This window comes from Citrobacter sp. CRE-46 (assembly GCF_059615875.1).
In genome coordinates, this window is record NZ_CM184341.1 from 389,487 (window position 1) to 409,421 (window position 19,935).

The 19,935-nt window shown below is 54.2% G+C and carries 18 protein-coding genes and 1 pseudogene; 10 read left to right on the forward strand and 9 right to left on the reverse strand.

Features of this window, described 5'->3' with window-relative positions:
* Nucleotides 1-87 precede the first annotated feature (87 nt).
* The 3 genes from nirD to tsgA all read right to left on the reverse strand — a co-directional run bounded on the left by nirD (nt 88) and on the right by tsgA (nt 4,407).
* A complete protein-coding gene (gene nirD, locus AC534G_RS01820; RefSeq protein ID WP_038634824.1) occupies nt 88-414 on the reverse strand; it encodes a nitrite reductase small subunit NirD in 327 nt (108 codons plus the stop codon).
* Complete coding sequence (gene nirB, locus AC534G_RS01825; RefSeq protein ID WP_061381016.1) at nt 411-2,954, reverse strand: NADPH-nitrite reductase large subunit; 2,544 nt, start codon at nt 2,952-2,954, stop codon at nt 411-413. The genes nirD and nirB overlap by 4 nt, the downstream gene beginning before the upstream one ends.
* Nucleotides 2,955-3,225: 271 nt before the next feature.
* On the reverse strand, nt 3,226-4,407 hold the full coding sequence (gene tsgA, locus AC534G_RS01830) for an MFS transporter TsgA (protein WP_110496656.1): 1,182 nt from the start codon (nt 4,405-4,407) through the stop codon (nt 3,226-3,228).
* Between the two features lie 264 nt (nt 4,408-4,671).
* On the opposite strand from tsgA, the gene ppiA reads away from it, so the two are divergent.
* The 5 genes from ppiA (at nt 4,672) to argD (ending at nt 8,009) form a co-directional block, all read left to right on the forward strand.
* Entirely contained in the window at nt 4,672-5,244 is a 573-nt protein-coding gene (gene ppiA / locus AC534G_RS01835; protein ID WP_003023595.1) for a peptidylprolyl isomerase A, read from the forward strand.
* Between the two features lie 107 nt (nt 5,245-5,351).
* Nucleotides 5,352-5,519, forward strand: a complete 168-nt coding sequence (gene ficA, locus AC534G_RS01840; RefSeq protein ID WP_110496658.1) for a FicA/YhfG family antitoxin — start codon at nt 5,352-5,354, stop codon at nt 5,517-5,519.
* Nucleotides 5,509-6,111: a putative adenosine monophosphate-protein transferase Fic gene (locus AC534G_RS01845; RefSeq protein ID WP_069323811.1), complete on the forward strand. Its 603-nt coding sequence runs from the start codon at nt 5,509-5,511 to the stop codon at nt 6,109-6,111. The genes ficA and AC534G_RS01845 overlap by 11 nt, the downstream gene beginning before the upstream one ends.
* Before the next feature lie 31 nt (nt 6,112-6,142).
* Nucleotides 6,143-6,706 carry an aminodeoxychorismate synthase component 2 gene (gene pabA, locus AC534G_RS01850; protein WP_038634811.1) on the forward strand — a complete coding sequence of 188 codons (564 nt, stop codon included), beginning with the start codon at nt 6,143-6,145 and terminating at the stop codon, nt 6,704-6,706.
* 85 nt (nt 6,707-6,791) lie between these two features.
* Nucleotides 6,792-8,009, forward strand: coding sequence for a bifunctional acetylornithine/succinyldiaminopimelate transaminase (argD, locus tag AC534G_RS01855; protein WP_110496660.1), 1,218 nt, complete (start codon nt 6,792-6,794; stop codon nt 8,007-8,009).
* A gap of 99 nt (nt 8,010-8,108) precedes the next feature.
* On the opposite strand, the gene AC534G_RS01860 is transcribed toward argD, so the two are convergent.
* Together AC534G_RS01860 and crp are read right to left on the reverse strand one after the other, a co-directional pair.
* Nucleotides 8,109-10,196 carry a YccS/YhfK family putative transporter gene (locus tag AC534G_RS01860; RefSeq protein ID WP_110496662.1) on the reverse strand — a complete coding sequence of 696 codons (2,088 nt, stop codon included), beginning with the start codon at nt 10,194-10,196 and terminating at the stop codon, nt 8,109-8,111.
* A gap of 51 nt (nt 10,197-10,247) precedes the next feature.
* Nucleotides 10,248-10,880 carry a cAMP-activated global transcriptional regulator CRP gene (crp, locus tag AC534G_RS01865; protein ID WP_000242758.1) on the reverse strand — a complete coding sequence of 211 codons (633 nt, stop codon included), beginning with the start codon at nt 10,878-10,880 and terminating at the stop codon, nt 10,248-10,250.
* Nucleotides 10,881-11,188: 308 nt separating this feature from the next.
* On the opposite strand from crp, the gene AC534G_RS01870 reads away from it, so the two are divergent.
* Nucleotides 11,189-11,593 (forward strand): OsmC family protein, encoded by a 405-nt coding sequence (locus tag AC534G_RS01870; protein WP_006687378.1) that lies wholly within the window; start codon nt 11,189-11,191, stop codon nt 11,591-11,593.
* 98 nt (nt 11,594-11,691) lie between these two features.
* Here AC534G_RS01870 and AC534G_RS01875 read toward each other — a convergent pair whose 3' ends face one another.
* The 4 genes and pseudogenes from AC534G_RS01875 to AC534G_RS01890 all read right to left on the reverse strand — a co-directional run bounded on the left by AC534G_RS01875 (nt 11,692) and on the right by AC534G_RS01890 (nt 14,653).
* Complete coding sequence (locus tag AC534G_RS01875) at nt 11,692-12,561, reverse strand: phosphoribulokinase (RefSeq protein WP_003827751.1); 870 nt, start codon at nt 12,559-12,561, stop codon at nt 11,692-11,694.
* A 53-nt stretch (nt 12,562-12,614) separates the two neighbouring features.
* Nucleotides 12,615-12,833: a YheU family protein gene (locus tag AC534G_RS01880; protein WP_003023615.1), complete on the reverse strand. Its 219-nt coding sequence runs from the start codon at nt 12,831-12,833 to the stop codon at nt 12,615-12,617.
* A pseudogene (locus AC534G_RS01885) lies at nt 12,830-13,889 on the reverse strand (hydrolase). The gene AC534G_RS01880 and the pseudogene AC534G_RS01885 overlap by 4 nt, the downstream one beginning before the upstream one ends.
* Before the next feature lie 44 nt (nt 13,890-13,933).
* Entirely contained in the window at nt 13,934-14,653 is a 720-nt protein-coding gene (locus AC534G_RS01890; RefSeq protein WP_038642914.1) for an NUDIX hydrolase, read from the reverse strand.
* Nucleotides 14,654-14,843: 190 nt separating this feature from the next.
* Here AC534G_RS01890 and prs point away from each other — a divergent pair, with 190 nt between their 5' ends.
* The 4 genes from prs (at nt 14,844) to AC534G_RS01910 (ending at nt 19,921) form a co-directional block, all read left to right on the forward strand.
* Nucleotides 14,844-15,704 carry a ribose-phosphate diphosphokinase gene (gene prs / locus AC534G_RS01895; RefSeq protein ID WP_496594598.1) on the forward strand — a complete coding sequence of 287 codons (861 nt, stop codon included), beginning with the start codon at nt 14,844-14,846 and terminating at the stop codon, nt 15,702-15,704.
* A gap of 14 nt (nt 15,705-15,718) precedes the next feature.
* On the forward strand, nt 15,719-17,209 hold the full coding sequence (locus AC534G_RS01900) for a nicotinate phosphoribosyltransferase (protein WP_038634794.1): 1,491 nt from the start codon (nt 15,719-15,721) through the stop codon (nt 17,207-17,209).
* A gap of 196 nt (nt 17,210-17,405) precedes the next feature.
* Nucleotides 17,406-19,061 carry a malonate decarboxylase subunit alpha gene (gene mdcA, locus AC534G_RS01905; protein WP_110496666.1) on the forward strand — a complete coding sequence of 552 codons (1,656 nt, stop codon included), beginning with the start codon at nt 17,406-17,408 and terminating at the stop codon, nt 19,059-19,061.
* Entirely contained in the window at nt 19,061-19,921 is an 861-nt protein-coding gene (locus AC534G_RS01910) for a triphosphoribosyl-dephospho-CoA synthase (RefSeq protein WP_110496668.1), read from the forward strand. The genes mdcA and AC534G_RS01910 overlap by 1 nt, the downstream gene beginning before the upstream one ends.
* Nucleotides 19,922-19,935: the final 14 nt, after the last annotated feature.

Here is a 19,935-nt window from a genome sequence, read left to right on the forward strand (position 1 = left end):
CTGATGGCGCTACGCTTATCAGGCCTACCAATAAAAGACCTACAAATACGTCAAAAAAGGGGAGGCGTTGCGCCTCCCAAAAGTTTATTAACCGCGCAACTGCACCATGCCGTCTTTCACGCGCGCTTCGTAATGTTTCACGGAGAACTGTTCGTCTTCCATGCACAGTCCGTCGCTTAAACGAAAGCGCTGTTTTTTCAGCGGGCTGGCGACCCACAGTTCGCCCTGATGCTCAGCGATCAAGCCACGAGAAAGCACGCTGGACTCAAAGAACGGATCGATGTTGCTGATCGCAAACACCTGGTCACTGTGATACGGGCGGAAAATTGCGACCTGTTCAGTACCTAACAGGGCGCAGACGCCTGTTGCAGGCAGAATGTCATCGATTTTGCAGATGTTTTGCCACTGGCTCATGCGTTCTCCTCCACCAGAGTCACCGGGATACGCTCATAAGGCGTTGCCGGACGATGTTGTTCACGTTCAGGCACCACCTGGACGTTCGGATCGCGTTTGTCGCTGTTGATGAAGTGCTTGAAGCGAACCTGCGCGGATGGGGTGTTAACGGTTTCTGTCCACTCGCATACCACCGCTTCACGCAGACGGGCCATCTCTTCTTCCAGATGCTCGTTCAGGCCCAGCTTGTCGTCGATGATGACCGATTTCAGATACTCAATGCCGCCTTCCAGGTTGTCTAACCACGGTGCGGTACGGGTCAGTTTGTCGGCAGTGCGGATGTAGAACATCATGAAGCGATCGAGATACTTCAGCAGCGTTTCACGATCGATATCTGCCGCCAGCAGATCGGCGTGACGAGGTTTCATCCCGCCGTTACCGCAAACGTACAGGTTCCAGCCTTTTTCAGTGGCGATGATACCCACGTCTTTGCCCTGGGCTTCCGCGCATTCACGGGTACAGCCAGAGACACCGAACTTCATCTTATGCGGCGTACGAATGCCTTTGTAGCGGTTTTCCAGCTCGACGCCGAAACCGACGCTATCGCCCACGCCGTAGCGGCACCAGGTGCTGCCCACGCAGGTTTTCGCCATACGCAACGCTTTAGCATAGGCATGACCGGTTTCGAAACCGGCTTCAATCAACTGACGCCAGATTTCCGGCAGGTCATCTTTCTGCGCGCCGAACAGGCCAATACGCTGAGAACCGGTGATTTTGGTATACAGGTTAAATTCACGTGCGATACGTCCCACGGCCACCAGGCCTTCCGGTGTGATTTCACCGCCAGCGGAGCGCGGGATCACGGAGTAGGTGCCGTCTTTCTGGATATTCGCCAGGAAGTTGTCGTTGGTGTCTTGCAGCGGCGTGTGCTGAGGTTTGAGAATGTACTCATTCCAGCACGAGGCCAGCAGGGAACCGACGGTAGGTTTACACACTTCACAGCCGTAGCCTTTCCCGTGTTTTGCCAGCAACTCTTCGAAGGTTTTAATGCCTTCTACACGAATGAGATGGAACAGTTCCTGACGCGAGTACGGGAAGTGTTCACACAGGTTGTTGTTAACTTCAATACCCTGTTTCGCCAGTTCAGCGTTCAGGACCTGCGTTACCAGCGGGATACACCCGCCGCAGCCGGTACCGGCTTTGGTTTCAGCTTTCAGCGCCGCAACGGTGTGGCAACCTTTATTGATAGCAGCAACCAGCATGCCTTTGGTGACGTCGAAGCAGGAACAAATCTGCGCGCTGTCCGGCAGTTTATCGACGCCGATAGACGGTTTGCCGCTGCCCGCGTGCGCAGGCAGGATCAATGAGTCCGGGTTTTCCGGCAGTTCGATAGCGTTCAGCACCAGTTGCAGCAGATTGCCGTAATCGCTGGTGTCGCCCACCAGAACCGCGCCGAGCAGCGTTTTGTTATCTTTGCTGACAATGAGGCGTTTGTAGACTTCTTTGCTCTCGTCGAGGTAAACGTAGCTGCGCGCACCCGGTGTGCGGCCATGTGCGTCGCCAATCCCGCCAACGTCAACGCCAAGCAGCTTCAGCTTGGCGCTTAAATCTGCGCCTTCGAAGGCGTTTTCGGTTTCGAGGATATGGTCAACGGCAACCTGCGCCATTTTGTAGCCGGGTGCCACCAGACCATATACACGGTTGTTCCAGCTGGCGCATTCGCCGATGGCATAGATGTCCGGGTCAGAAGTCTGGCAGGTGTCGTTAATCACGATCCCACCGCGCGGAGCGACGTCCAGACCGCACTGGGTAGCCAGTTTGTCGCGTGGACGAATACCGGTAGAGAAAACGATAAAGTCGACTTCCAGTTCGCTACCATCGGCAAAACGCATGGTTTTGCGCGCTTCGACGCCTTCCTGGACAATCTCTTTCGTGTTTTTGCTGGTGTGCACACGCACGCCCATGCTTTCAATTTTGCGACGTAACTGCTCGCCACCCATATGATCCAGCTGTTCAGCCATCAGCATCGGAGCGAATTCAATCACGTGGGTTTCAACGCCGAGGTTTTTCAGCGCACCGGCGGCTTCCAGGCCCAGCAGGCCACCGCCGACGACAGCACCGCGTTTGCTACGGCGCGCGCAAGACTCAATGGCGTTGAGGTCTTCAATGGTGCGGTAAACGAAGCAGTCCTGGGTTTCCGAACCTTTAATCGGCGGGATCCACGGATAAGAGCCAGTCGCCATGATCAGCTTATCGTAATAAACCGTACGACCCGCGCTGGAGTGGATCACCTTCTCCTGGCGGTTGATGGTAATTGCGCGCTCGCCGACTAATACCTTAACGCCGTGCTTCTCGTAGAATCCTTCGCGCACCAGAGAAAGCTCTTCGGCGGTGTGGTGGGAGAAGTAGGAAGACAGGTGTACGCGGTCGTACGCTTTGCGGGGTTCTTCACAGAAGACGGTAATATCAAAATTGGCAGCGTCGGATTTATCAAGAAGATCCTCAATAAAGCGATGGCCGACCATACCATTACCGATAATAGCGAGTCTGACTTTGCTCATTTTTGCCTCGATTTCTTTTCTATTACCGCCTACCTTAACGATTCAGCTACCCCGCTTATTGATACAAATCAAATTCGCCCTCATATACTCCTTAAGAGGTATATAACTGATTTACCTACATTTTTATAAGTTACGGAATTGACTGGCTTTTCGTGTTTGTATAAAAAGCGCACAAATTAAGGGGGTTTTTTTATGAATTGGCCTACATCACCAATGGAGGAAGGGACGCCAGGGATATGCCGGATGGCGAGGACACCATCCGGCAGAGTGATTAATGCGTGGCCGGCGCGTTATGCTGGCGATGGCGCGTAACAAACCCAAGGATAAAGCACATCACAAACACAACGGCATACAAGCCGTTAGCTGTTTGCAGTGCCGCGATTGGACCGCTATGAGCGACGATCGGGCCAGTGACGACGAAAGTAAGCATGGTACCGATGGTGCCGCAGGTCAGAATGAAGTTAACCAGTTTAGGTGAGGCGACCTTCGTCTGCTGGGAACCGAGGGTAATAATGGTGGTATAAATCGCGCTGGAGAAGAAGCCCAGCGTCAGAATGAACCACGGCATATGCTCCGGCGTACCGGTGATAAACAGATACATCAGGACGGTGGCCAAACCCGCCAGTACCGTCAGGATGCGCTGCAAATCGAAGAAACGCAGAATAAAGCTAAACGCCCACATACCAACCATGTAAGACATCCAGAAGTCGCTGACCAGTTTACCCGCATCACCCAGGCTCATGCCCAGGCTTTTGGCATATTCCGGCACCCACGAGATAAAACCAAGCTGGCCGAGGATGTAGCACAGAGCCGCAATGGACAGGAACAGTACGCCAATGCCCCATTTTTCTTTTACTACCGGTGCGTCTGACTGCTGCGCGTGTTTGCCCAGCGCCGGGAATTCGCAACCGAAGGTCAGCAGGAAAATGGCAACATATACCAGGCCGATGCAGGCATAAACCCAGTACCATTCGATGCTGCGCGCTAGCAGAAACGCCGCCACCATCGGGAAGATCATGCCAGCCATGCTGAAGAAGGAGTCCGTAAACAGCAGGCGGGAACCGCGCTGGCGACCTTCATACATCTGCGTGACCAGGAACGTACCAATCGACATGGTGATACCGCTCACCAGCCCCAGTACAAACATTGCTGCTGAGAACAAGGCCAGGCTATGGCTGAGCATCAGTCCGGCGACCGCCAGAACCATCAGGATAAAGCCAAAGCGCAACTGGGTTTTCAGGGGCACAATTTCCATCAGCCAGGCATTCAAAAAGATAGAAATCAGGATGCCGGCATTCAGGAAGGTGAAGGTGTTACTCATACTGGAAACGGGCAAATGGAAGTAATCTGCGATATTTCCCATCACCATCCCGGTGACAATTACCAACGCGCCTGTCAGGGCGTAGGAGAGAAAGCTAATCCATGTGAGCTTAATGCGATTGCTGTTAGTCATGACTGGCCTGTATAGAAGTGTAAGACGCATTGATTGCGCCGTGAGCGGGCAGATTTTAGGCGTTTTAGTGACGTATTTAAATATTTAATGGCAATAACTTGCTCCGTTACATTTTTGTATGTGAGCTGGATCACAATGGGTATTCCGGTTATGCAGTTACATTTGTTTCAGATACGTAAAATTAAGTAAAGGGATGGCCTTGTCCTTGAAGGCTCTTTAGAATCACTTCACTTGCTTCATTTCTGCTCTTGTTAAGGACTTCTCATGCTCAAATCGACTCTGGCGGCTGTTGCAGCTGTTCTCGCTCTTTCCGCGCTCTCTCCTGCAGCACTGGCAGCAAAAGGTGACCCACATGTCCTGCTGACCACCTCTGCTGGTAACATCGAGCTGGAGCTGAACAGCCAGAAAGCCCCGGTTTCAGTGCAAAACTTTGTCGATTATGTGAACAGTGGTTTTTATAACAACACCACGTTCCACCGTGTGATCCCAGGCTTTATGGTACAGGGCGGCGGCTTCACCGAGCAGATGCAGCAGAAGAAACCTAACCCGCCAATCAAGAATGAAGCCGATAACGGTCTGCGTAACACCCGCGGTACGATTGCGATGGCGCGTACAGCGGATAAAGACAGCGCGACCAGCCAGTTCTTTATCAACATTGCAGACAACGCTTTTCTCGATCATGGCCAACGCGACTTTGGCTATGCTGTGTTCGGTAAAGTTGTGAAAGGTATGGATGTTGCAGATAAGATCTCTCAGGTACAGACCCATGATGTTGGCCCTTACCAGAATGTCCCGTCAAAACCGATTGTTATCCTTTCTGCTAAAGTCCTGCCGTAATCGTATTTTGCGCGGGCAGTTCCTGCCCGCGTTCTCTCCCTTCTCTGCGTAACCCGAAATTGCTGCTTATACTTGTGGCAAGTGCCGCTTACATTCAGGGAGGTCACGTGAAAAAACTCACCGATAAACAAAAGTACAGGCTCTGGGAGCAACGGCGTAATGTCAATTTCCAGGGAAGTCGACGACTGGAAGGCGTGGATATTCCACGGATTACTCTGAGTGCGGAAGACGCCCTGACGCGTCTGGATGAGTTGAGGAGGCACTATGAGCGATAAATTCGGTGATGGACGCGACCCTTATCTGTACCCCGGTCTGAATGTGATGCGTAACCGCCTGGGGATTCATCAGGCCCAGCGTCTGGCACAAGCGGCATACGAATTAACAGCACTGCGCGCCGCGACGGTTGAGTTGGGGCCTTTAAAGCGTGGCCTGCCACACCTGTGCGCCATTCATCGCCAGTTATACCAGGATATTTTCGACTGGGCGGGACAACTGCGGGAAGTTGATATCTACCAGGGCGATACTCGCTTTTGCCATTTCGCCTATATCGAGAAAGAGGGCAATGCGCTGATGCAGGACCTGGAAGAGGAGTCCTGGCTGGTGGGATTGCCGGAAGAAAAATTCGTCGACCGCCTTGCGCACTATTATTGCGAAATCAATGTGCTGCATCCGTTTCGTATTGGTAGCGGTCTCGCGCAGCGTATTTTCTTCGAACAGCTAGCGATCCATGCCGGGTATATGCTGAGCTGGGATGACATTCAGGTTGAGGAGTGGAACCAGGCGAACCAGAGCGGGGCGATGGGCGACCTGACCGCTCTGCGGGCGATATTTCGTAAAGTGGTAAGCGAAGCCCCGGAAACTGAGTAGAATAGCGCGGTTCTTATGTACCGGAGCCGCCATGATCCTGCTTATCGATAACTATGATTCTTTTACCTGGAACCTGTACCAATACTTCTGCGAACTGGGTGCTGATGTCCTCGTCAGGCGTAACGACGAGCTGACGCTGTCGCAAATCGACGCGCTGAATCCGCAAAAAATCGTGATTTCCCCCGGCCCATGCACGCCGGATGATGCCGGTATCTCGCTGGATGTTATTCGCCATTTTGCGGGCAAAATTCCCCTGCTGGGTGTATGTCTTGGTCACCAGGCGATGGCGCAGGCGTTTGGCGCGACCGTGGTTCGGGCAGCAAAAGTGATGCATGGTAAAACCTCGCCGATTACGCATAACGGGCAGGGGGTTTTTCAGGGACTCGCCAACCCATTAACCGTGACACGCTACCATTCTCTGGTGGTTGCCCCCGAAACGCTTCCTGACTGCTTTGAAGTGACGGCCTGGAGTGAAACACAAGAGATAATGGGCATTCGCCACCGCGAGTGGGATCTGGAAGGCGTGCAGTTTCACCCGGAGAGTATTCTCAGCGAACAGGGGCATCAGCTGCTGGATAATTTCCTCCAACGGTGATTTGTGGTTGCTATTCAGTGATTTTTTATTCATATTTTGTGATTATAATTTCACTAACATTTCTGCTTAACAGGGTGGTAATGACATGGCAACTGAACAAACTGCGATTACGCGCGCGACATTCGATGAAGTAATTCTGCCGATTTATGCACCGGCTGAGTTTATCCCGGTAAAAGGAAAAGGGAGTCGGGTCTGGGATCAACAGGGCAAAGAGTATGTTGATTTCGCGGGCGGCATTGCAGTTACCGCGTTAGGGCATTGCCATCCGGTGCTGGTTGAGGCGTTAAAAACCCAGGGCGAAACCCTGTGGCACACCAGTAACGTTTTCACCAACGAACCGGCGTTGCGCTTAGGTCGTAAAATCATTGATGCGACCTTTGCTGAACGCGTGCTGTTCATGAACTCCGGTACCGAAGCCAATGAAACCGCCTTTAAGCTGGCGCGTCATTATGCCTGCGTACGCCACAGCCCGTTCAAAACCAAAATCATCGCCTTTCATAATGCGTTTCACGGTCGTTCGCTGTTTACCGTATCTGTTGGTGGGCAACCGAAATATTCCGACGGCTTTGGACCAAAACCGGCGGATATCATCCATGTGCCGTTTAACGATCTGCATGCGGTAAAAGCGGTGATGGACGATCACACCTGCGCGGTGGTGGTGGAGCCCATTCAGGGAGAAGGCGGCGTCACTGCGGCAACCCCGGAATTCCTGCAAGGTCTGCGTGAACTTTGCGACCAGCACCAGGCGCTGCTGGTCTTTGATGAGGTGCAGTGTGGGATGGGGCGTACCGGCGATTTATTTGCCTATATGCACTACGGCGTGACGCCGGATATCCTCACCAGCGCCAAGGCGCTCGGCGGCGGTTTCCCGGTGAGCGCCATGCTGACCACTCAGGAAATTGCCTCCGCGTTCCACGTGGGTTCGCACGGTTCCACTTACGGCGGTAATCCGCTGGCCTGTGCGGTTGCAGATGCCGCGTTTGATATCATCAACACCCCGGAAGTGCTGGAAGGTATTCAGGGCAAACGTCAGACGTTTGTGCATCATTTGCAGAAAATTAATCAGCAGTTCGATATTTTCAGCGATATTCGCGGCATGGGGCTGCTGATTGGCGCCGAGCTGAAGCCGCAGTTTAAAGGCCGGTCGCGCGATTTCCTCTACGCCGCCGCGCACGAAGGGGTGATGGTGCTGAATGCCGGGCCGGACGTGATGCGTTTCGCGCCGTCGCTGGTGGTGGAAGACGCGGATATCGAGGAAGGGATGCTGCGTTTCGCGCAGGCGGTAGCGAAGGTGGTGGGCTGAATGCCTGATTGCCGGATGGCGGCGCGAGCGCCTTATCCGGCCTACAGGGTAAGGTGTGATTCGTAGGCCGGATAAGCGTAGCGCATCCGGCAGCCGATCTTAACCTTTCATGTCCCGCAACCGACGGCTAAGCCAGATCCCGTGGTGGGGTCGTTGACGCCATGCTACCGACGAAATGGTGTGCATGGTGTTCAGATGCCCCAAGATTCGCTGCAGATGCTGCTCCAGGGTGCTTAATGGACCGTGGGACAGCATTTCAGGCGCTTCGAGAATATTCACATCGCCCGAGCTTCCCGGTCCGTCATACTCCAGCCGCTGCTGACAGCGCTGGAGCGCAATTTCGCAGGACTCCAGATACCGCTGCGCCAAATCTGGCGTCAGCATCGTATGTTCCCTTGCCAGTGTGGTCATCGCGTTGATGTGTTCGACAATAAACTGGCTGTGCGTGACCCACAGTTTCATATCCGCCAGATAGTGCGCGTTGAATCCCGGCTCCTGCATTGCCTGATTCAGTGAGTTAAACAGCGTGTTATGCGCCTGGTTGACCCGCATGCGTTGATACGCCAGCGGCGTGGCCTGCGGATCGTTGCTGAGGATCAGGCGAATAGCCTCCTGGTCGGCTTCTAACGCATCGTGGGCGTTCTTACGCAACAGACCACTCTGCCACTGTGGCCACAGCCAGAGCGTGCCGCCAAAGGCGATTAAGCAGCCAATCACCGTGTCGACAAACCGCGGCACGATAAATTGTTCCCCGTTCAGCGTCAGCAGTTGCAGGGTGTACACCGCCGTAACCGTAAAGCCGACGGTGGCCCAGCCGTAGTTTTTGCGAATGATCAGATAGCTGCCTAATGTGATCAGCAACATGCCTGCCAGCGTGAAACCTTCCTGAATATGAAAGTGCAATGTGACGCCGGCAATCACCAGTCCGACGAGCGTACCCACCGAACGATGCAAAATACGCACTCGGGTCGCCCCATAGCCATTTTGCGTGACGAACAGGATCGTCATCAAAATCCAGTAAGGTTTAGGCAGATGTAAGGCGCTGCCCATCAGGCTGGCGATACTCAGCATGACGCTAATGCGCCCGGCGTTACGCAGCGCCGGGGATTTCAACGACAGATAGTTTTTCAGCGCCGGGATCAACGGCAACCGCCGCTGTTTGTCCGCCATCAAATCTCGGGCATACAGCGGGCGCTGGGTCCGTAGCACGCGGGCGATACGGCTGAAGTGCCAGTAGCAAAACTGTCCTACCGGATTATCCGGATGCTGGTTGGCGATTTTCTCCAGCGAGCCAATTTGCTTTTCCATTGAGAAACGGGTCGGTAAGCGGTGATACAAGATATCATCGGCCAGGACGCGCAGGCGGGCGGCGACGGTGCGCGCGTTCCAGCGAATCACCTGTTCCGCGTGGCTTCGCTCGACCAGCTTTTGCACCTCTTCCGGCTGATGCAGGCTAACTGAAATATGTTCCTGCAAATCGAGCGCTTCCTGAAAGGCACGCAACAGTCGCTTGTATTCATTATTGTGATGCGCCGACAGCATGTGCATTTGCTGGTAGCACTGGGTAATCAAATCCACCGCTTTTTGTTGACGAACCAGTAGCGGAGGCAGCGCTTTTTCTGGATCGGCATGCTGGGTCAGCAGACTGTACTTGGCCTCACAGTAATCGGCTAATTCGCGGTACAGCAGGCTAAGCGATTCACGCAGTGGCTGCTCACGCCACATCCAGAACCAGAACCAGTTGAACAGACCGTACCACAACGTACCCAGTGCATAGATCAGCAATGGCTCCCAGACGGGCATGTTCCCGGCAAGGCTTAGCGTGAAAATTGCCGCGATGAGTGAGGCTGGCAGCAGTCGCGCATGCAACGGGCTTAGCTCGGCGGTTACGCCAAGAATTAGCGTCAGGCCGGTGAGGATGAGCGGCAGTGGTATATCTTGCGCCAGCAGTAACTGCATGATCAGGCTGCAACCGGCAAACAGCGATGCGCCAATAACTAAACGTTTAAAAAAGCGTTTATGCGGGGTATCAAGACCGGCAATGTTGCAACAGGCAGGGACGAGGGAAAACAGAAGCCCCAGATGAAGCTGACCAATGATAAGACCGACAGCCACAGGTAAACACAGCACCAGCGTCTGCCGTAGTGCGTAGTTGATCTCGGGGTGATAAATCAGTCTTCGCCACATCGGAACAAACAAAAATGGCGCGCTACCGGGTAACGCGCCATTTCGATGGGATTAACGTGTGCCGTAAACGACAATGGTCTTACCGTGAGCGGAGATCAGGTTCTGATCTTCCAGCATCTTCAGAATACGACCAACGGTCTCACGGGAGCAGCCAACGATCTGGCCGATTTCCTGGCGGGTGATTTTAATCTGCATACCGTCCGGGTGAGTCATCGCGTCAGGCTGTTTTGCCAGATTCAGCAGAGTCTGGGCAATACGGCCGGTGACGTCGAGGAAGGCAAGGTTGCCTACTTTTTCAGACGTGACCTGCAGGCGACGAGCCATCTGAGAAGACAGGCGCATCAGAATATCCGGGTTGACCTGGATTAATTGGCGAAATTTTTTGTAGGAAATTTCAGCGACTTCACATGCGGTTTTGGCCCGTACCCAAGCGCTACGTTCCTGGCCTTCTTCGAAGAGGCCTAATTCACCAATAAAATCGCCCTGATTCAGATAAGAAAGGATCATTTCTTTCCCTTCTTCATCTTTGATCAGCACTGCCACTGAGCCTTTAACGATGTAATACAACGTTTCCGCTTTTTCACCCTGGTGAATCAGCGTGCTCTTCGATGGGTACTTATGAATATGGCAATGAGACAAGAACCATTCGAGAGTCGGGTCTGTTTGCGGTTTGCCAAGCACCATGCGCGGTTATCCTCTGTTATAAGCTGTCTCCAGAGCCAGAAAACGACGCTGCCTCTGGGTTTGCAAAAATGTGCTTCCCGCTACCTGGGAAGGGGGCTACTAAAAATATACTGCAGCCTGTAATGTGATGTCCTCTGCATACATGCAGTACGTCAATGTATTACTGTAGCATCCCGACTGTTTTAGCATAGCTTTCGCCGTGTGTCTCCTGGTGTCTCGCTTCAGCATGACGCAGGTCGCCTTCCGTTGCGAGAATTGTTATGTACGCGTAATCTGTCAGGAAAATTGAAACATTGGAGTTACGAAATATGCAAGCGCGTGTAAAGTGGGTTGAGGGGTTAACCTTCCTCGGTGAGTCCGCCTCTGGCCACCAAATTTTGATGGACGGTAACTCCGGTGATAAAGCGCCGAGCCCGATGGAAATGGTATTAATGGCTGCAGGCGGTTGTAGCGCGATCGATGTGGTGTCGATCCTGCAAAAAGGGCGTCAGGATGTGACCAACTGCGAAGTGAAGCTCACCTCTGAGCGCCGTGAAGAAGCGCCGCGTTTGTTTACCCACATTAATCTGCATTTCATCGTCACCGGCAACGATCTGAAAGAGGCGTCGGTCTCCCGCGCCGTCGATCTCTCGGCGGAAAAATATTGTTCCGTGGCATTGATGCTGGAAAAGGCGGTGAATATTACCCACTCCTATGAAGTGGTTGCTGCGTAATACGTGAAGCCGGATGGCAGCTTGGCCTTATCGGGCCTACAGGACGATACCGATTCGTAGGCCCGATAAGCGTAGCGCCGTCGGGCACATCCCGTACCTCACTCTATCTTTTTACCTTCCATCAGTCGCTGGACCAGCGGCAGCATAATCAATTCCATCGCCAGACCCATTTTGCCGCCAGGTACGACTAATGTATTGATGTGGGAAATGAATGAGCCTTGCAGCATGGCCAGAAGCCACGGAAAGTCGATCCCTTCCAGATTACGAAAATGAATGACCACAAAGCTTTCATCCAGCGACGGAATGCTCTTGGCAGCAAAGGGGTTTGAGGTATCGACGGTGGGTACGCGCTGAAAGTTAATGTGCGTACGGGAAAACTGCGGCGTGATGTAATTGATGTAATCGTCCATTGAGCGCACAACCGAGTCCATCACCGCTTCACGCGAGTGTCCACGCTCGCTGGTATCGCGGGTCAGTTTCTGGATCCATTCCAGGTTAACGATCGGCACTACGCCGACCAGAAGGTCGACATGCCGGGCCACATTTTGCTGTGGGGTGACGACGCCGCCGTGTAGCCCTTCATAGAACAGGACATCCGTCGGTTCAGGCAATGGCTGCCAGGGGGTAAACGTTCCCGGGACCTGGTTCCACGGTACGGCTTCATCGTAGGTGTGCAGATATTTACGCGACTGACCTTTTCCCGTCTGGCCGTATTCAATGAAGGTTTGTTCCAGCAGACCAAAGTCATTGGCTTCGGGCCCGAAATAACTGATATGTCGCCCGGCATCGCGCGCTTTGCGAATCGCCATATCCATTTCCGGACGGGTATAGCGATGAAAACTGTCACCTTCCACCTCGGCGGCGCGCAGATTTAGCTGCGCGAAAATTTTACGAAACGCGAGGCTGGTGGTGGTGGTCCCCGCGCCGCTGGATCCTGTTACCGCAATCACCGGATGTTTGGCAGACATAACAACTCCATGAATAGGTTGATTTTTTATTATAGTCAGCCGTCGGCTACGAATTACTCGTGAATCTGCTTCCTCGGCATGATGTTGACCGTTTCATGCAGTTCGGACCACACCAGGACGGCTTCACCTGATTGTAGTTGGCGTTTGACGTCGGCGACTTTTTGTTCGAGCGAACGTTCATGTTCACCATAATCGGTACCTTCGCGCAAGACAAAGCTTTCAATCAGATTGTCCAGCGCGTCCGGGGAGATGTCTTGCCAGGGGATAATCATGATGACGCCTCCAGATACGTTGTCAGCCAGTCGGGAATTCTGGATTCCAGCCACATCTCAGGGCGGCGCACTGTGCCGCCAATAAATCCGACGTGTCCGCCGTGTTCAGTCAACTGATACTCCACCTGTGAGGGCAGGTTTTCCGGTTCAGGGATCACGTGATGATCCATAAACGGATCGTCCTTGGCATGGATAATCAGCGTCGGTTTGGCGATCTGATTAAGCAATGGCATGGCGCTACACTGGCGGTAATAGTCTATAGCATCGGCAAAACCGTGGATTTTGGCAGTGATGAGATCGTCAAAATCTCGAATGCGACGCAGGGATTTCAACTGGGTCAGACTCACCGGCAACGAACCCGGATAGGCCTGTAGCTTACGCGAGGCGTTAGCTTTCAACAGATTGAGCAGATAGCGCTGGTAGACGCGTGAGAACCCCTTCTCCATATGGTAACTACAGGCTTCCAGCACGAAAGGCGCAGAGACAATAACCGCTGCATCAATGGGAATATCGTTGCCTTCTTTGGCCAGCAGGCAGGCAAGCATGTTCCCGCCGAGTGAATAGCCGACCGCCGCGGTCGGCACACGACCAAGCTCGCGTTCCAGCCAATGTAAAAACCAGGTGCCATCTTCTGTTTCACCAGAATGATAAATACGGTTGAGACGATTTGGTTCGCCGCTGCAGCCGCGAAAATGCATCACCACGCCCAGCCAGCCGCGCTTTTGCGCTGCTTCAATCAGGCCATGTGCGTACGGGCTGTTCAGACTGCCTTCCAGACCGTGAAAAACCACCAGGCGCGGTTTGTGCTTCGCCTGTTGCGGATCTTCACTCCATGCCAGATCGACAAAGTCACCGTCGGGTAATTCCAGACGCTGCCAATGGGCGTCGAACTTCACCTTGCGGCGAATTAAACGCGGCAGCATTGTCTGCAAATGGCGGTTACTGATACCGCGCATAGGGCGGAATTCTCGCGAATCATCAGTAGGTGGGATCATTTCTGTGGATGTGATTTCAACCATAACACCAGAGCAATTAATAATCGGAAAGAATAACTATACCGCGCGCAGCGCTTGCGGGTTAGCCAATATGTGATTTTGTCGCTAGTCAGTCAGCAGGTTACGCGAGAAAAAATGAAAATCGACGTCGGGCTTTCGTCGCCACAGGCGAGCTTTACGCGTCCCTGTCGCCACGCTTTCTCCGGTATCTTCAAACATTCCTGACGCTTCAAAGCGGCGAATCAGACTTTTACGCTGGATCGACTGACCGAGGATCACCTCGGTGGCTTCGAGCAGTTGCCCATGGGTAAATGTCTCCGGCAAGCAGTATACGGGCAGTAGCGAGTACATTGTTTTTTGCCGCAAGCGATGCAGGGCCGCCGTAATGATGTCTCCGTGGTCGAACGCGAGTGAATAATTTTTCAGCTCATCAACCGGCACCCAACGGGCATTGCTGACGCTGGCGATGTGCGGCGCACAGTCTACCCAGGCGATTAGCGCAAACCAGGCGACTGTCAGACTCCAGCCGCGCGGGTCGCGATCCGGGCCGGAAAAAGTATCCAGTTGTTCCAGCCACGAAGGCAAAACTCCTGTTTTTTCAGTGAGCTTGCGCAGCGCTGTGGCGCGAGTGGAGTCATCGCGCGCGATATCAATGAAGCCACCTGGTAATCCCCAACGCCCTTTTTGCGGCTGGTTTGCTCGTTCAACCAGTAATACGCACAGCGCCTGTTGATGCAGGGTAAACAGCACGCTATCGACCGTCACCAGTGGTGTGGGAAAGCGGCGGGCATCGTATTGATTCAGGTAGTCGGCTTCGGTGGTCATAAGGTACTCACGATGATTTGCAACGCCCACAAGTGTACCAGCCCAATACCGGGGGGCAAGGTTCGTTTTTTCTTATTATTTATCAGTGGATTATGCGATGCCCTAAAAATAATGCACTTTTGCTTGCTTTGTATGTGTCTTAGGGACATTATTAATTGTGTCGAAGGGACACAATTAAGGGGTGAGCGTGATGAACATAAAACTGACACTAACGTTGGACGACCAGAGCTACGGAATGACACACGGTGTTTTTCCTGATGGCGCCGTCTGGTTGAAGGTTACTGAAGCATTACCACCCTTTGCTCGCCTGATGCGCATTCGTGCGACGGCGATGCGCGATATGAACGACTTTATGCTGTTGGCGCAACTGGTGGAGGCGGTTCGCCATCAAACGGATGTGCTGGTCAGTCATCTCGAACTTCCCTGGTTACCGTGGGCTCGTCAGGATCGCCATATGGTGGCGGGTGATAGCTTTGCGCTGAAAGTCTTTGCCAGCCAGCTTAATACGCTGCAATTCGATAGGGTGAAGGTGCTCGATCCGCACAGTGACGCGGCGGCGGCAGTTATCAATAATTTTGTGGCGATTTCACAAGAGACTTGCCTGCTGCACAGCGCGACCTTGCAGCGGCAGTTCCGGCAAAAAGTGCTAATGCTGGTCGCCCCTGATGCCGGATCGCTGAAGAAAATTGATGCCATTGCCAGAGCGGTCGGTGTAGCGGAGTACGCCGTCCTGAGCAAAAAACGCGATGTGGCAAGCGGCAAGCTGACGGGGTTTGCTTTAGTCGCCGGAGACGTCAGGGGCCGGGATATGCTGATTGTTGACGACCTGTGTGACGCTGGCGGTACGTTCATTGGTTCTGCGCAGGTACTCCGTGATGCAGGTGCCCGTAGCGTCTGCCTGTATATCACCCACGGTATTTTCTCTAAGGGCGTTGAACACCTGTTTGCGAACGGTATTGATGCTATCTACACCACCACCTCTTTCGCTGCCCCGACGCTGGAACATCCGCAGCTTGAGCTTATCGACATTGACGCGATTTACCGCGCCTGAGGGAAATACTGATTATGAAAATGAACCCGATTCTGGCTATCGACGGCTACAAAGTTTCTCACCGCGTACAGTATCCGCAAGGAACCAGCCGCGTGTATTCCAACTTTACCCCGCGCAGCGATCGCTTTTTCTCCTCGCCGTTGGCGGATGGCAAACTGGTGTTTTTTGGCCTGCAAGGTTTTCTGCAGTGGTTTCTGGTTGATTTGTTTAACGAGGCATTCTTTGCCCGTCCGGAAGACGAGGTGGTCAGTGAATACAAACAGGTCATGGACAGCTATCTCGGCAAAGATGCGGTAGCGGTTGATCATATCCGCGCCCTGCATCAGTTGGGCTATCTGCCGTTGCACATCAAAGCGCTGGATGAAGGCAGCAAGGTGCCGATGGCGGTGCCCGTTTTAACTATCATCAACACCCAACCTGAGTTTTTCTGGCTGGTGAATTACCTGGAGACCGTGCTGTCGGCAGAACTGTGGAAGGCGTCAACAAACGCCACCATTGCTCATCACTATCGTAAAATTTGCGCGCGCTGGGCACAGAAAACCTGTAGCGACCTGACGCACCTCGACTTCCAGTGCCATGACTTTTCATTTCGCGGTATGGCCGGATTGCAGGACACCATGCAGGCGGGCAGCGGCCACTTGTTGAGTTTTAAAGGCACTGACAGCATTCCGTCGCTTCTCTACGCCCGGGATTATTATACCGACGGCGAGCCCTATTTTATCGGCGCCAGCATTCCGGCGACCGAGCACAGCGTGATGTGTATGGGGGAGCGTGAGCATGAGATTGAAACCTTCCGCCGCCTGATTGCCGATCTCTACCCGCAGGGATTTGTGTCGATTGTCTCTGATACGTGGGATTACTGGCAGGTACTGACGGAGTACACCCGCGAGCTGAAGAACATCATTCTGGCGCGCGAGGGACGGGTGGTTTTCCGCCCGGACAGCGGTAATCCGGTTGAGATCCTGTGCGGTACTGGCGCGGATGAGGATACACGAGCCGATCGTACGGCACAGGAGAAAGGCTCTGTGGAGGTGCTGTGGGAGATATTTGGCGGCACGGTTAACGCCAAAGGCTACAAGGTGCTCGACCCACATGTGGGGCTAATTTATGGCGATTCCATCACCCTTGAGCGGGCGAATGAGATCCTGCGCCGCCTGGAAGCGAAAGGATTTGCCAGTTCAAATGTGGTGTTTGGCGTGGGTTCTTTTACCTATCAGTACAACACGCGTGACACCTTCGGTTTTGCGATGAAGGCAACGTGGGGCGAAGTCGACGGCAAGGGTCGGACGATTTTTAAAGAGCCGAAAACCGATAACGGCTTAAAGCGCTCGGCCCGAGGTTTGCTTCGCGTAGTACGTGATGAGCAAGGAGAATTGCGTCTGCATGATGAACAAACCTGGGTCCAAGAGCAGGAAGGAGAGCTGAAAACCCGTTTTCTCAACGGGAAGTTGTTTAACCGTGAGCACTTCGAACAGATCCGCCAGCGCCTGGCGGCACAAAGCTAGTTTCCGCAAGCGGGTTGCGTTACCCGCTTCCTCCTCCCTCCCGGCGTGAATTGATCATCGTCACAAATGGTTACTTCAATTATTACTCTCAAGCTAATGATTCTTTCCTACGCTTAATTGATGACTTTCTCACCAGGGTGCACACTCTTTCCAGTGTTAAGCAATCAAAATGATTAGCTGAATCAGGAGGTTAATAATGTTATCTGGGCAAACGCCAGCACGAGTCTGGAACACCCGCCGCACGGAAAAACAGCGCCGTCTGGCTTCCGTTCCGGTGCAGGGTAAGGTGCTGCCGACCGCAGACCTGACCGCGATGCTGGAAAAACTGATCGCGCCGGGTGACCGCGTGGTATTAGAAGGGAATAACCAGAAGCAGGCAGATTTCCTGTCCCGCATGCTGGCTGAAGTCAATCCGCAGATTGTGCACGACCTGCATATGATTATGCCAAGCGTCGGGCGCAGCGAGCATCTGGATATCTTTGAAAAAGGCATCGCCCGCAAGCTGGACTTCTCCTTCTCCGGTACCCAAAGCCTGCGTATTTCGCAACTACTGGAAGATGGCCAACTGGAAATCGGCGCCATCCACACCTATATCGAACTCTATTCCCGTCTTTATGTTGACCTGGCCCCGAACGTGGCGCTGATTGCCGGTTATAAAGCTGACCGTAAAGGTAACCTCTACACCGGGCCGAGTACCGAAGATACCCCGGCGCTGGTGGAAGCTGCTGCATTCCACGACGGTATCGTCATCGCACAGGTGAACGAGCTGGTGGACGACGAATGCGACCTGCCGCGCGTGGATATTCCGGGTTCCTGGATTGACTACGTGGTTGTCGCCGACAAACCGTTCTTTATCGAACCGCTGTTTACCCGCGACCCGCGCCTGATCAAACAGGAACACATCCTGATGGCGATGATGGCGATTAAAGGCATCTACGCAGAACATCAGGTACAGTCGCTGAACCACGGTATCGGCTTCAACACCGCGGCGATTGAACTGTTGCTGCCAACCTACGGTGAACAGCTCGGTCTGAAAGGCAAAATCTGTAAGCACTGGACCCTGAACCCGCATCCAACGCTGATTCCGGCAATTGAGAGCGGCTGGGTAGAAAGCGTGCACTGCTTCGGCGGCGAGTTGGGGATGGAAGAGTATATCCGCGCCCGCCCAGACATCTTCTTTACCGGTTCCGACGGCTCGATGCGTTCTAACCGCGCCTTCTGCCAGTTGGCTGGCCAGTACGCGGTAGATATGTTTATCGGCTCCACCCTGCAGGTTGATGGCTACGCTAACTCCTCCACAGTGACCCGCGGCCGTCTTTCTGGCTTCGGCGGCGCGCCAAACATGGGTCACGACCCGCACGGTCGTCGTCATGCAACGCCAGCCTGGCTGAATATGATCACCGAACCCGACCCAATGCAGCGCGGTAAAAAACTGGTGGTGCAGATGGTCGAAACCTTCCAGGCGGGCGTGAAGCCAACCTTCGTCGAAAAACTGGACGCGGTTGACGTGGCGAAAGCCTCCGGTATGCCGCTGGCACCGGTAATGATCTACGGCGATGACGTAACCCACGTGCTGACCGAAGAAGGTATCGCCTACCTCTACCGCGCCAAAGATCTTGAAGAGCGCCGTGCGATGGTGGCTGCGGTAGCAGGGATCACCGATATCGGGCTGGGCGTTGATGCTAAGCGCGTTGCCGAACTGCGTCAGAGCGGCAAGGTGGTCTATCCGGAAGATATGGGCATTCGTCGTACCGATGCCACCCGTTCGCTGCTGGCAGCCGGTAGCGTCGCTGACCTGGTGGAATGGTCCGACGGTCTTTACAACCCACCTGCGAAATTCCGGAGCTGGTAATGAAACTTCTGCCCCAGATTCAGGTTGAAGGCGGTGCCGAGTGGCTGGCGCGAACCGCCACGCAGTGTCTGATAGACGAAGCACGATTAAGCCCGAAACCCGGTCTGGTGGACAGTCGGGGGAACGGTGCGCACCACGATCTTACGCTTTCGCTAATGGAGTGCTCCGCACATAGCCTGACCCCTACGTTTCAGGCGCTGGCGCAGCAAAGCTGGCAGCGTCCAGCGGATATTGCGCTCAGACAAACCATAGGGCGACTCGGCCGTGAGGGCGAGCAGCAGATGATGGCCGCGACCCACGGCGTGAATACCCACCGCGGCGCGATTTGGGCGCTGGGGTTGTTGGTGAGCGCCGTTGCGATGCACGGTGGTGCCGGTGGCGCGCAGCAGATAGCCGCTACCGCAGCGGAACTGGCGAAGCTGCCGGATGACGCAGCGCCGAAAGTGTTCAGCAAAGGGCTTCGCGCGACGCATCGTTATCGTGTACCGGGCGCTCGTGAAGAAGCTCAGCAGGCGTTTCCGCACGTGATGCAGCGCGCGCTGCCGCAACTGCGTTTAAGCCGCCTGCGCGGTAGTAGCGAGACGCACGCGAGGCTGGATGCGCTGATGGCCATCATGACCTCGCTGACCGATACCTGCGTACTTTCTCGTGCCGGGCTGGAAGGGCTTGATGCCATGCAGGAGGGCGCGCGCGCCGTGTTGAATGCAGGCGGCAGCGCGCACCCGGCGGGTCAGGCGGCATTAGCGGAACTGGATAGCCAGATGCTGGCGCTAAACGCCTCGCCGGGCGGCGCGGCTGACCTGCTCGCAGCCACGCTATTTCTCGATCGCGTCGAAATCACGCCGAATCGCCGTATTTAAAGCATTAAGAGGAT